Source organism: Actinomadura geliboluensis, assembly GCF_043197915.1.
Lineage (GTDB): Bacteria > Actinomycetota > Actinomycetes > Streptosporangiales > Streptosporangiaceae > Spirillospora > Spirillospora geliboluensis.
In genome coordinates, this window is sequence record NZ_JBICUA010000001.1 from 730,669 (window position 1) to 743,170 (window position 12,502).

Genomic DNA, 12,502 nt, shown 5'->3' on the forward strand with positions numbered 1-12,502 from the left:
ACGGACTCTGTCCAAAGTACCGACCCGGCGCCGCCGCCGTGGCCGTCCCGGTCCAGGCGCGTCCTGCCTTTACGCTGGGTTCATGACCGGTGACCTGGGTTCCGACGCGGGCCGCGCGCAGCCGCGCCCGTCCTTCCTGCCGCCCGTCGACGGCTACCCGCCGCCCGCCGGCGAGCCCGCCCCGGACGCGTACGCCGCACCGGAGCCGGCCCCGGCGCGCGGCGGCGCCCTGTGGATCCTCGCGCTGATCGCCGCCGCGTCGGCGCTGCTGGTGTCGGCGTTCCTGCCGTGGGCGCACGCCGCGGTCGCCGTCGAGCTGTTCGGCCGCACGCTCAGCCGCGACCTCGGCAGCGTCGCCGGCATCGACGCCGACGACATGGTCCTCGCCGTCCCGGTGCTGGCGGTCATCGCGATCGCGCTCGCCTGCTGGGACCTGATCGGCCGGGACGCGCGGATCGGCGGGCTCGCCGCCGTCCCCGGCACGCTGGCCCTGCTGGTGTGCGGCATCTTCGTGCTGCGGCTCGGGGACGTCCGCGACGACCTCCCCGAGACCGGCCTTGACCTCGGCTACCAGATCACCGTCCGCTACGGCTGGTACCTCGCGGTCGTGGCGTCCCTGTTCGTGGTCGGCTTCAGCCTCGCCCGCCCCATCGGCGCGCGCGCGGCGCGCTCCCAGAGCCCGGACCAGTACGCGTACCAGTACCAGCCGCAGGAGCAGTACCAGCCGCAGTTCGCCTACCCCGACCAGCCGGCCGATGGCGCCGCCTGGCCCGACGAGAACCAGGCATGGGGCCGCCGCCAGGACGTGCCGGAAGATCCCTCGGAACCGGAGCCCGCGCCGGAACCGAAACCGGAGGCGAACCCGGATCAGTACCACTCTGGGGGGACGACCCCCCAGACCCCCCGGCAGGAGCAGGACTGACCGCCGCCCTCCGCTCCGCCGGAGCTCCGCCACGGGCGGCGGTCAGTCGTAGAAGCCGAGCCTGCGGAGCTGCTTGGGGTCGCGCTGCCAGTCCTTCAGGACGCTGACGCGCAGGTCGAGGAAGACCTTGGTGCCGAGCAGCGCCTCGATCTGCCGGCGCGCCGCCGCGCCGACCTCGCGGAGCCGGGCGCCCTTGTGGCCGATGATGATGCCCTTCTGGCTGGACCGCTCGACGTACAGGTGCGCGTAGACGTCCACGAGGTCGCGGCCCTCGCGCGGCGCCATCTCGTCCACCACCACGGCGATCGAGTGGGGCAGCTCGTCGCGGACGCCCTCCAGCGCCGCCTCCCGGATCAGCTCGCTGATCAGGACCTGCTCGGGCTCGTCGGTGAGGTCGCCCTCCGGGTAGAGCGGCATGCCCTCCGGCAGGTGGGAGATCAGCAGGTCGCCCACGAGGCCGACTTGGAAGCCGTCCGCGGCCGAGCACGGCACGATGTCGGCGAACTCGCCGAGGCGGCCGACGGCGAGGAGCTGCTCGGCGACCTGCTCGGGCGTCGCCAGGTCCGTCTTCGTGACGATCGCCACCACGGGCGTCTTCTTCACGCCCGCCAGCTCGCGCGCGATGTACTTGTCGCCGGGCCCGACGGGCTGGTCGGCGGGGACGCAGAACCCGATCGCGTCCACCTCGGTCAGCGTGGACCGGACGAGGCTGTCCAGCCGCTCCCCGAGCAGCGTCCGCGGCTTGTGCAGGCCGGGCGTGTCGACGATGACCAGCTGCGCGCCGGGCCGGTGCACGATCCCGCGGATGGCCCGCCGCGTCGTCTGCGGGCGGCTGCTGGTGATCGCGACCTTGGTCCCGACGAGGGCGTTCATCAGGGTCGACTTGCCCACGTTCGGCCGCCCGATGAAGCACGCGAACCCCGCCCGGTGCCCCTCGGGCGCCCCGTTTCCCACACTGGTCATCCCCCAATTGTCGCCCACCCGGCGGGGCGGACGGCACGTCCGGTCAGGCGGCGGGGGTACCGAGGCGGCCGAGGGACGCACGGGCCTTGTCGGTCCACTGGACGGCGCCGAGGCGGTCGGCGACCTCGGCGGCCTTGCGGTAGTGGGCGGCGGCCGTCTCGGCGGGGCGCTCCAGGAACAGCGCGAGGTCGCCGAGGATCTGCGCGACGGGGCCGATCGTGGCGGCGGCGGTGGCGCCGCCGCTGACGTGGTCCTCATAGGGCCGGAGCACCGCGTAGGCCCGTTCCGCCAGGTCGCGGTCGCCGAGCGCCATCGCGCGCAGCGCCCGGATCGACATGGTGAGGTCGAAGAAGTAGTCGAGCCGGACGGGCCCCGCGCCGGCGGCGGCCCGCCGCGCCTCCGCGGTGCGGCCGGCGGCGGCCAGGGCGAGGGCGTACACGTCGGCGGTTGCCTCGACGTGGCTCCACTGCCGGTGCAGCCAGGCGGCGCCGTCCACCAGCTCGCCCTCGCGGCCCTGGCCGAGCCGCATGCAGAACAGCCCGACGAAGACCATGCCGCGCTCGCTGAACCAGATGCCGGTCCGGCCGATGGCGCCGCCGACCTCCTCGTAGGTGCGCTCGGCCGCGTCGAACCGGGCGGCGAAGGCGTGCACGAGCCCGGCGTACCAGCCGGCGATCTTCGCGAGCAGCGGCAGCCCGAACTGGTCGGCGAGCCGCCGCCCCTCCGCCAGGTGCCGGTGCGCGGTGGGCAGGTCGAGGGCGGCGACGGCGCACTGCTGGAGCTGCAGATGCGCGAGGACGCGGTAGGTGCCGAGGTCGTGCGCGGCGGCGAGGTCGAGCAGCTCGGCGGCGATCCGGGTACGGCGGGCGAGGCCGTCGGCGGTGCGGTAGCCGTTGACGTAGCCGCCGTTGAGCGCCGCGGCGAGCAGCTCCGGGACGCCGAGCCCGCGGGCCGTGGCGATGGCCTCCTCGGACGCGGTGAGCCCGCGGTCGTCCTGCTCGCCCTCCAGCTCCATCGCGAGCGTGGTCAGCAGCCGGACCCGCAGTTCCGGCTCGTCGGCGGGGAGCCGGTCGAGGGCCTCGCCCGTCGCCTCGACCACGGCGCGGTCGACGGTCCCGTACTCGCGGCTCGTCCACAGGGTCGGGACGTCGAAGCTCGTGATGATCCGGGCGAGCAGCCGGACGTCGCCGAACGCGCGGGCGTCGGCGATGGCGGCCAGCCGCCGCTCCCGCGCGGCGACGACCTGCCCGGACAGCGCGCCCGCGCGGATCGCGGCGGCCTCCGCCGCCAGCCGCTCGCCGGTCGCGGCGGGCCCCTGCGCGCGCAGCGCGCCGACGGCGCGGGCCCACAGGTCGGCGGCGGCGCCGTGGGCGAAGCGGGCCTCGGCCGCCGCCGCGGCGCGGCGCGCGTACCGGACGGCCTTCGCCGGGTCGGCGCCCGACTCCAGGTAGTGGTGCGCGATCGCGGCGGCCTCGTCGGGCGTGTGCCGTTCGAGGGCGGCGGCGACGCGGCCGTGCAGCCGGACGCGGCGGGCCTGCGACAGCCCGGCGTAGAGGGTGTCGCGGACGAGCGCGTGCGCGAACCGCATCCGGCCGGGCGCCGGCTCGACGACCAGGCCGCTGTCCAGGCCCGCCTCGACGGCGTCGACCACCGTGTCGTCGTCGCCGGCGAGGTCGGACAGGACGCGCAGGTCGGCGTCCCGGCCGATGACGGCGGCGTCCCGCAGCACGGCCTGCGCCGGTTCCGGCAGCCGCGCGATCCGGCGGCGCAGCACGTCGCCGACCCCGGCGGGCACCCGGCGGGTGGCGGCGGGCAGGCCCTCGGCGTCCAGGAGCCGGGCGGTCTCGCGGGTGAAGAACGGGTTGCCGCCGGTCCGCTCGGCGATCGCGGCGACCTCCGCGTCGTCCAGGCGGGCGGCGCAGGCGCCGCGGACGAGGGCGGCGGTCTCGTCCGGCGACAGGCCGGCGAGGTCGATCCGCGCCGGCTCGTGCCGGGCGAGGGCGGCCAGCGCGCCGGCGAGCCCGTCGCCGACCTCCGTCCGCCGGAACGTGGCCACCAGCAGGACGGGCCGGTCCCGCAGCCGCTCGGCGAGCCGGACGAGCAGTGCGAGAGTCTCCTCGTCCGCCCAGTGGAGGTCGTCCAGGACGAGCAGCAGCGGCGCCGCGCCGGCGAGCCCGGCGAGGTAGTCGCCGACGGCGAGGTGGAGCCGGAACCGGCCCATGCTGACGTCGGCGTCGCCGCGCCCGGTGGCGGCGTCGTCCAGCAGCGGGCCGAGCCGGGCGGCCAGGCCGGCCTCGGGCGGCGCGGCGGCGGCGAGGCCGCGCAGCAGCTCGGCCCAGGGCCAGGCCGCCGGGGCGCCGCCGGTCTCGGGCGCCCGGCCCCACGCGCACGTCCAGCCCCGCTCGGCGAGGCCGCCCGCGAACCGCTCGGCGAGCGCGGTCTTGCCCATGCCGGCGTCGCCGCCGACGAGGACGACGCCGCCCCGGCCGGCCGCGGCGGCGTCGGCCGCGCCTTCCAGCCTCGCGAGTTCCCGCACGCGCCCGACGAAGGCCGGGTGCTCCGCCGGGGGCGCGGGCGCGATCCGCAGCACCGGGCGCGCGGGCGCCGGCTCCCCCAGCGCGGGGGCCTGCGCCAGGATGTCGGCTTCGAGGCGGCGCAGCGCGGGGCCGGGGTCGACGCCGAGCTCCTCGGTCAGGGCGGCGCGGGCGCGGCGGAGGGCGGCGAGGGCGTCGCCCTGGCGCCCGGCGCGGTAGAGGGCGAGGGCGAGCAGCCGCCACGCCTCCTCGCGCAGCGGGTCGGCGGCGGCGTGCGCCTCCAGGTCCGGGACGGCCTCGGCGGCGGCCCCGAGCCGGAGCGCGGCCTCGGCGCGGCGCTCCACGGCGATGCGGCGGCGCTCCTCCAGCCGCGCGGCCTCGGCGGCGGCCCACGGCAGCCCGGCGAACTCGGCGTAGGCGGGGCCGCGCCACTCGGCGAGGGCCGCCTCGGCGCTGCGCCGCGCCTCCGCCGGGTCGGTGTCCAGCAGCGCCGCGGACGCGTCGATCAGCGCGTCGAACCGCCACGCGTCGACGGCGCCGTCCGGCAGCCGCAGCGCGTACCCGGGCGGCTCGGTGGTGAGGATCCGCGCGGGGGTGCGGGGCGGCCGGTCCGGTTCCAGGGCGCGGCGCAGGTGCGACACGAACGACTGGAGGCCGGCGGCGGCGCGGGGCGGGGGCGCGGCGGCCCACAGATCCTCGACGAGCCGGTCCGCGGGCACCATCCGGCCGCGCGCGGCGACGAGCCGGGCGAGCACGGAGCGCTGCCGGGGCCCGCCGAGGTCGGCGGGCGCTCCCGCCACCTCCGCGCCGAAGGCCCCGAGCACGCGTACGACAGGCGACATGTCCCGATCAGCCTAACCGGGACATGTCCGCCCATCGTGATCACTCCCCCGGTTACGCGCGGCTGGGTTCGGGCTCCCGTTCGGCCGCCCCGGCGGGCGCGGCGCCGCCGTGCACGTCGATGCGCGGCAGGACCCGGCCGAGCGGCCCCGGCAGCCACCAGTTCGCCCGGCCGAGCAGCGACATCGCGGCGGGCACCAGCACCAGCCGGACGACGGTCGCGTCCAGCGCCACCGCGACCGCGAGCCCCACCCCCATCTGCTTGACGATCAGTCCGGGGTCGGCGGCGAAGCCGAGGAACACCGCCACCATGATGAGCGCCGCGCTGGTGATGACCCGGCCGGTCGCGGCGAGCCCGGTGGTCACCGAGCCGCGGGCGTCGCCGTGCGCCAGCCACTCCTCCCGGATCCGGGACAGCAGGAAGACCTCGTAGTCCATCGACACGCCGAACAGGACCGCGAACATCAGCAGCACGATGAACGACGACACCGGGACGCTGTGCGGCAGCCCGAGCAGGCTCGTGCCCCAGCCCCACTGGAACACCGCCGTCAGCACCCCGTACGCGGCGCCGATCGACAGCAGGTTCATCACGGCGGCCTTCAGCGGCACCAGCACCGACCGGAAGACGATCATCAGCATGACGAAGGACGTGGCGACGACCACGCCGATCACCGGCCACAGCCGGTCCGACAGCGTCCGGGACAGGTCCACGTACACGGCGGTCAGCCCGGTGATCTCCGCGCCGGGCGGCAGCGCGTCCGCGCGGACCCGGTCGACGAGGCCGGTCACCCGCTCGTCCTGCGGGCCGTACTCCGGCGTCACCATGATCACCGCGGCATCGCGGCTTGGGGACAGCTGCGGCGGCGCGACGGACGCGACGCCCTCGACGCGGGCCAGCCGCTCGCCGAGCCCCGGCAGCGCATCCGCGCCGGTCTTCTCCAGGTCGACGGCGACGAGCAGCGGCCCGTTGGCGCCGGGCCCGTAGGCGTCCGCGACCAGGTCGTACGCCTGCCGGACGGTGTTGGACGACGGCTCGCTGCTGGCGTCGCTCGGCCAGGTCCGCATGCCGAGCGCGGGCGCGGCCAGGCTGAGCATCAGCACCGCCGCGGCGAGCAGCCACGGCCACGGGTGCCGCCCGACGTGCCCGGCCCACCGCCGCACCCGCGGCGACTCGACCGTGATCTTCGCGCCGGCGGCGCGGTCGCGGCGGCGCAGCACCCGGCGGCCGGCGAGCCCCAGTACCGCGGGCAGCAGGGTGACGGCGCTCAGCACGGTCGCCGCGACGACGAGGCCGGTGGTGAAGCCCATGGTCATGAAGACCGGGATGCGGGACAGCACGAGCCCGGACAGCGCCAGCAGCACGGTGAACCCGGCGAACAGCACCGACAGGCCCGCGGTCGCGATGGCCCGGCCCGCCGCCTCCGGCACGTCCATCCCGGCCGCGAGGCCCTCGCGGTGGCGGGTGAGGATGAACAGGGCGTAGTCGATGCCGACGCCGAGCCCGACCATGCTCGCCACCGTCGGCGCGGTGGTCGCGACGTTCGTGAAGGCCGCCACCAGCGTGATCCCGGACACGCCGACGCCGAGCCCGGCCAGCGCCACCGCCAGCGGCATCCCGGCCGCCACCACCGACCCGAACGCCAGCAGCAGGATCACCAGCGCCGCCACGACCCCGATCGCCTCGGCGACGCCGCTGGGCGCCGTCACGTTCTCGGGCACCTGGCCGCCGAACTCGACCTGGTACCCGGCCGCGTCCAGGCCGTCCGTCGCCGACCGCAGCAGGTCGAGCGTCTCGCCCGGCGCCAGGTCGGTGACGGGCACCTTGTAGCGGACGGTCAGCAGCGCCGTCGCGCCGTCCGCGCTCGGCTGCGCCGGTGCCACCGCGCTGACGTGCGGCAGCCGGCCCAGCTCCGCGGCCGCCTCGTCGAGCTTCGCCTGGTCGACCTTGCCCGACTTCGCGTGCACGACGACCCGCGCGTCCGCGCCCGCGACCGCGGGGAACCTCTCCCGTAGCAGGTCGGTGGCCTGCTGCGAGCCCGTCCCGGACAGCGTGTAGTCGTCCTGCAGCGCTCCCCCGGCGACGCCCGCGAGACCGCCCATCGCCGCGACGAGCGCCAGCCACACGACGATGAACCGCCAGGGCCGCAGCGCCGCGGCCCTCCCCAGGCGGTAGAGCAGACGGGACATCACTTTCCCCCAGAAAACGGCGTACTCCGACCGTCCGAGGATCGCGGGGCGCTCTTGCCGCCCACTTGCCGGTGACTTGCGGGCCACCCCGTACGCTGGGCGGCGTGAGCGAGCTGAACCCCGAGGACGCCAAGATCATCACCCTGGCCCGGTCGGCGCGGGCCCGCACCGGCGCCGCCGAGGGCGCCGCCGTGCGCGACGAGACCGGCCGCACCTACGCCGCCACGAGCGTGGACCTTCCGTCACTCAAGCTCTCGGCCCTCAAGGTCGCCGTCGCGATGGCCGTCTCCAGCGGCGCCGAAGACCTGGAGGCCGCCGCGGTCGTCACCGCCGCCGACGCCCCGGACGCGGCCGACGTCGCCGCCGTCCGCGACCTCGGCGCCAAGGCGACCGTCCTCGTCGCGGGCCCCGACGGGACGCTGCGCACCACCCTCGGCTGACCCACCGGGGCGAGCGGTCCGGCGCTAGCGGGCCCGGCCCGAGTCGTCGGCCTCCGCCGCGTCGGCGGCGGTCGCGCCCAGCCGGTGCACCAGCACCGTGCCGATCCGGTTGCGGCGGCCCGCGATCGTCTCCGCCTTGAGCGACAGGACGGGCCCGCCGTCGACCGGGCCCACCTCCGCCGTCGAGCCCTCGATCGGGACGCGGCCCAGCGCGTGGGCGAGCAGCCCGCCGACCGTCTCGACGTCCTCGCCGTCCAGCTCCACGCCGAACAGCTCGGCGAGGTCCTCGACGGGGAGGCGGGCGGTGACGCGGGCGGCGCCGTCCGGCAGCCAGGTCACCGGCGGGATCTCCCGGTCGTACTCGTCGGTGATCTCACCGACGATCTCCTCCAGGATGTCCTCGATGGTGACCAGGCCCGCGGTGCCGCCGTACTCGTCGATGACGATCGCGACGTGGATCCGGCGGGCCTGCATCTCCCGCAGCAGCTCGTCGATCGGCTTGCTGTCGGGCACGTAGGTGGCCGGGCGCATCACGGAGTCGACCGTCTCGGTCGACTCGCCCGCGCGGTGCTCCTGGCTGCGCCGGGCGACGTCCTTCAGGTAGGCGATGCCGACGACGTCGTCCTCGTTCTCGCCGACGACCGGGATGCGGGAGAAGCCGCTGCGCAGCGCCAGCGACATCGCCTGCCGCAGCGTCTTCGTCCGCTCGATGAACACGATGTCGGTGCGCGGCACCATCACCTCGCGGACGAGCGTGTCGCCCAGCTCGAACACCGAGTGGATCATCTCCCGCTCGACCGGCTCGATCAGCTCCCGCTGCTCGGCCAGGTCGACGAGGTCGCGCAGCTCCGCCTCGGAGGCGAACGGGCCCTCCCGGAACCCCTTGCCCGGCGTGAGCGCGTTGCCGAGCTGGATCAGCAGCCGGGGCAGCGGCCCGAACACCCGGGTGACCGGGTGGATCACCGCGGCGCCCGCCAGCGCGATCCGGTCGGCGTGCTGGATGCCGAGCGTGCGCGGCCCCACCCCGATCACCACGTAGCTGATCAGGATCATGACCGCGGCGGCCGTGACGTAGGCGCGCCACGTCTCGTCCAGCCAGGAGATGAACAGGTCCGCCACGATCACGGTGGCGACCAGCTCGCAGCCGATCCGCAGCAGCAGCACCATGTTCACGTAGCGGGCCGGGTCGGCGACGACCTCGGCGAGCCGCTTCGCGCCGCGCCGCCCCTCGCGCAGCGCCTCCTCCACGGTGACGCGGGACACGCGCGCGAGCGCCGTCTCGGTGCCGGCCAGCAGGCCCGCCAAGAAGACCAGGCCCACCGCCAGGGCGGACAGCCACGCCTGCGCGGTGCTCATCAGCCGCCGCGTTTCTCCCGCCAGGAGGCCAGGAGCTCGGCCTGCAGGCCGAACATCTCCTTGTGCTCCTCCGGCTCGGCGTGGTCGTAGCCGAGGAGGTGCAGGATGCCGTGCGCGCACAGCAGCTCCAGCTCCGCCTCGGTGCTGTGCCCGGCCTCCCGCGCCTGCCGCTCCGCCACCGCCGGGCACAGGACGACGTCGCCGAGCAGCCCGGGATCGGTCTCGCCGTCCTCGTCGGCGCCGCCGGACAGGTGGCCGGGGCGCAGCTCGTCCATCGGGAAGGACAGCACGTCGGTCGGGCCGGGCTCGTCCATCCACTTCACGTGCAGCTCGGTCATCGCGGCCTCGTCGACCAGCAGCACCGACAGCTCCGCCAGCGGATGGACGCGCATGCCGTCCAGGACGTGCCGGGACAGCGCGGCGAGCGCCTGCTCGTCGACGGGCGCCCCCGACTCGTTCAGCACCTCGATGCTCACTGCCGCCCCCGCTTGCGGGGCCCGCCGCGCCCGCCCTGCCTGACGTCCGGGACGCGCTCCTCGTCCCACCGGTTGTAGGCGTCGACGATGTCGGTGACGAGCTTGTGCCGGACGACGTCGCGGCTGTCCAGCCGGCAGAAGTCGATGTCCTCGACGCCCTCCAGGATGTCCTGCACGACGCGCAGGCCGCTGGTCTGGCCGCTCGGCAGGTCGACCTGCGTGACGTCGCCGGTCACCACGACCTTCGAGCCGAACCCGAGCCGGGTGAGGAACATCTTCATCTGCTCGGGCGAGGTGTTCTGCGCCTCGTCCAGGATGATGAACGAGTCGTTCAGCGTGTTGTGAGTGAGGAGGAAGTCCTCCGTGACGTAGAGGGAGTCGGCGGCCGCCACCTGGATGCACACGGCCTCCGCGGACCCCGCGGGCTCGATGCTGTCGATGAACCGCATCGGCCGCCCGCCGCCGGTCGCCCGGTACTTGTCCAGCTTCCGGCCGAGCCTGAAGGGAACGACGCCGGGCGGCAATCGCAGGTCGAGGGCGAAGGCGTCATGCCGGTGGGAGACCGGGCGCCCGTTGGCCCGCCCTGGAGCACGGCCCCGTACCGGGCGCACACGGTGATAGCCGACACCACCGAGCGACCTGACCAGGAAGAGCACGTCATCGCGCAGCCGACGCGAGGTGGTCGTGTACTGGACGCGGCAGGTGCGCGCGTCTTGTGCCACGGGTCCGCCGTCGGCGTCCAGCAGCCCTTGCAGGACTGCGAGCCGCACCTGCGCGGAGTTGTAGAGGTACTCTTCCGGCACGAACTTCGTCTCCGACCTGGTACCGCACAAGCCCATCCGGCGGATGACTCCTGTGACCGGGTTCTCGATCGTCATGACCTGGCCGGGATCGGCGATCCGGTTCAACACGTAGTCCGGTCCGGTCTTGTGCCGGACTGACACACCGGGGAGGAGCCCGCCGAGCGCCTCCGCCAGTTCCGGGTCGCCGGTGGTGAAACTCGGTGTCGTGGAACCCGTGAGGCACCCGTCGCCCAGCAGCAGTCCCAGTGCGTAGGGGTCCATCGGGACGTCCCGGGCCGGGAACTCAACGGGCCCGCTGAGGAGAGGCAGCTCATACCTGCGGGCGTGCGCGGCCCGCAGGTTCCCGATCATTTCACGGGTCTCCAGGACTCGCGGAGGATTCCCTCTGCGGCGGTCGGCTCTCGTCGTGACCGACCAGAGATGGTCGGCTGTGCACAGGGTGGAGGCTCCGTCCTGCGCGGTCAGCCGGAAGATCTCCTTCTCGCCCTGCGGATAGACGCCCAGGACCGGTGTCGGCTCCCCGTTCGAACCGATGACGAGGTCGCCGACCCGCAGTTCTCCGATCGGACGGAATCCGTCCGGGGTCAGCACCCGGGTGGAGACTGGTTGGGCCCTCCCGCGCATGTACGCCAGCGGCGCGACCTCGATGGTGCCCGCGGCCATCAGGCGCGGGATCGAGTCGGGGTCGACCATGTCGTGCAGCGCGTCGTACAGCGGCCGCAGGTACGGGTCGATCTTCTCGTAGAGCGTGCCCGGCAGGAAGCCGAGCCGCTCCCCCGCCTCGACCGCGGGACGCGTCAGGATGATCCGGTTGACCTGCTTGTCCTGCAGCGCGCGGACGGCCTTGGCCATCGCCAGGTACGTCTTGCCGGTGCCGGCGGGGCCGATCCCGAACACGATCGTGTGCTTGTCGATCGCGTCGACGTAGCGCCGCTGGTTCAGCGTCTTCGGGCGGATCGTGCGGCCCCGGCTGGACAGCACGTCCAGGGTCAGCACCTCCGCCGGCCGGGCGCCGCTCTCGCCCCGCAGCATCGCCAGGCTGCGCTCGACGGCGTCGGGGGTGAGCTGCGTGCCGCCCTTCAGCAGTTCGAGCATCTCGGTGAACAGCCGGGACACCAGGTCGGTGTCGTCGCCGGCGCCGGTCACGGTGATCTCGTTGCCGCGGACGTGGATGTCGATGTCGCTGCCGAACGCCTGCTCGATCGCGTGGAGCAGCTCATCCCGGGAGCCGAGCAGGCTCACCATCGAATGGTCGTCCGGCACCACGATCTTGATCTGCGAGCGCGAGCCGTTCCGGTCGTCGCGCCCCGTGCGAGTTGCCCTCGTGTGAGTTGATTCGACCATCAGCCGGGCCTTGCGGCCTTCGGACCTGCCTTCTGTCTGCTCCGGGTGTCCAGCCATGCCGGTTCCATCGTACTGGGCACCCCCGGCACGGCACCGAAGGGTTTTTCGCGTGGCGTAACACCCGCCCCCGCGCGTGCGCGGGCGGGGCGCTCAGCCGGGCGGCCAGTTGAGGCCACGGCCGCCCAGCACGTGGGCGTGCACGTGGAAGACGGTCTGGCCTGCCTGGGCGCCGGTGTTGAACACGATTCGGTAGCCGGTCTCGGCGATGCCCTCGTCCGCGGCGACCTGGTGCGCCTCGCGGACGACCTCGGCCAGCAGGTCGGCGTCGGACGCGGCCAGCTCCCCGGCGGTCGGGTGGTGCTCGCGCGGGATGACCAGCACGTGCGTCGGCGCCTGGGGGTTGATGTCGCGGAACGCGACCGTCCCGGCCGACTCGCGGACGATCTTGGCCGGCACGTCCCCGGAAACGATCTTGCAGAACAGGCAGTCGGTCATCTGTCTCCCCTCGCCGCGGCCCGTGACCGCCCCGGAATCCTATCGGGACCCGCGCGATCGCGGTCCGCGCCGCCCCGCGCCCGGATAGGCTTTCCGGCGACCGACCTCCCGGTTGCGGTCACCATTCCGACCGGCCACTGGT

At 74.8% G+C, this 12,502-nt stretch carries 9 protein-coding genes and 1 pseudogene; 2 read left to right on the top strand and 8 right to left on the bottom strand.

Features of this window, described 5'->3' with window-relative positions; all coding sequences use genetic code 11:
* Positions 1–82 precede the first annotated feature (82 nt).
* Positions 83–922: a hypothetical protein gene (locus ACGFI1_RS03480; protein WP_392782498.1), complete on the top strand. Its 840-nt coding sequence runs from the start codon at positions 83–85 to the stop codon at positions 920–922.
* 42 nt (positions 923–964) lie between these two features.
* Here ACGFI1_RS03480 and era read toward each other — a convergent pair whose 3' ends face one another.
* The 3 genes from era to ACGFI1_RS03495 are packed head-to-tail and all read right to left on the bottom strand — an operon-like array spanning position 965 to position 7,446.
* Entirely contained in the window at positions 965–1,885 is a 921-nt protein-coding gene (gene era, locus ACGFI1_RS03485; protein WP_301174335.1) for a GTPase Era, read from the bottom strand.
* A gap of 43 nt (positions 1,886–1,928) precedes the next feature.
* Positions 1,929–5,261: a BTAD domain-containing putative transcriptional regulator gene (locus ACGFI1_RS03490; protein ID WP_392782504.1), complete on the bottom strand. Its 3,333-nt coding sequence runs from the start codon at positions 5,259–5,261 to the stop codon at positions 1,929–1,931.
* A 52-nt stretch (positions 5,262–5,313) separates the two neighbouring features.
* Positions 5,314–7,446, bottom strand: a complete 2,133-nt coding sequence (locus ACGFI1_RS03495; RefSeq protein ID WP_392782513.1) for an MMPL family transporter — start codon at positions 7,444–7,446, stop codon at positions 5,314–5,316.
* Between the two features lie 104 nt (positions 7,447–7,550).
* On the opposite strand from ACGFI1_RS03495, the gene ACGFI1_RS03500 reads away from it, so the two are divergent.
* Positions 7,551–7,886, top strand: coding sequence for a cytidine deaminase (locus tag ACGFI1_RS03500; protein WP_392782516.1), 336 nt, complete (start codon positions 7,551–7,553; stop codon positions 7,884–7,886).
* Positions 7,887–7,910: 24 nt separating this feature from the next.
* Here ACGFI1_RS03500 and ACGFI1_RS03505 read toward each other — a convergent pair whose 3' ends face one another.
* The 5 genes and pseudogenes from ACGFI1_RS03505 to ACGFI1_RS03525 all read right to left on the bottom strand — a co-directional run bounded on the left by ACGFI1_RS03505 (position 7,911) and on the right by ACGFI1_RS03525 (position 12,360).
* Entirely contained in the window at positions 7,911–9,242 is a 1,332-nt protein-coding gene (locus ACGFI1_RS03505) for a hemolysin family protein (protein ID WP_171069339.1), read from the bottom strand.
* A complete protein-coding gene (gene ybeY / locus ACGFI1_RS03510; RefSeq protein WP_386867004.1) occupies positions 9,242–9,718 on the bottom strand; it encodes an rRNA maturation RNase YbeY in 477 nt (158 codons plus the stop codon). Before ybeY ends, ACGFI1_RS03505 begins: the two co-directional genes overlap by 1 nt.
* Entirely contained in the window at positions 9,715–11,145 is a 1,431-nt protein-coding gene (locus ACGFI1_RS03515; RefSeq protein WP_392783219.1) for a PhoH family protein, read from the bottom strand. Before ACGFI1_RS03515 ends, ybeY begins: the two co-directional genes overlap by 4 nt.
* Positions 11,134–11,865 (bottom strand): annotated as a pseudogene (locus ACGFI1_RS03520) (PhoH family protein); the annotation flags it as partial. The gene ACGFI1_RS03515 and the pseudogene ACGFI1_RS03520, both read right to left, overlap by 12 nt.
* Before the next feature lie 150 nt (positions 11,866–12,015).
* Positions 12,016–12,360, bottom strand: a complete 345-nt coding sequence (locus ACGFI1_RS03525) for a histidine triad nucleotide-binding protein (protein ID WP_138640275.1) — start codon at positions 12,358–12,360, stop codon at positions 12,016–12,018.
* Positions 12,361–12,502 lie beyond the last annotated feature (142 nt).

Coding starts and splice junctions, on each gene's coding strand:
- ACGFI1_RS03480 (WP_392782498.1), top strand. CDS start 83: ATGACCGGTGACCTGGGTTCCGACGCGGGCCGCGCGCAGCCGCGCCCG.
- era (WP_301174335.1), bottom strand. CDS start 1,885: ATGACCAGTGTGGGAAACGGGGCGCCCGAGGGGCACCGGGCGGGGTTC.
- ACGFI1_RS03490 (WP_392782504.1), bottom strand. CDS start 5,261: ATGTCGCCTGTCGTACGCGTGCTCGGGGCCTTCGGCGCGGAGGTGGCG.
- ACGFI1_RS03495 (WP_392782513.1), bottom strand. CDS start 7,446: ATGTCCCGTCTGCTCTACCGCCTGGGGAGGGCCGCGGCGCTGCGGCCC.
- ACGFI1_RS03505 (WP_171069339.1), bottom strand. CDS start 9,242: ATGAGCACCGCGCAGGCGTGGCTGTCCGCCCTGGCGGTGGGCCTGGTC.
- ACGFI1_RS03515 (WP_392783219.1), bottom strand. CDS start 11,145: ATGCGCGGGAGGGCCCAACCAGTCTCCACCCGGGTGCTGACCCCGGAC.
- ACGFI1_RS03525 (WP_138640275.1), bottom strand. CDS start 12,360: ATGACCGACTGCCTGTTCTGCAAGATCGTTTCCGGGGACGTGCCGGCC.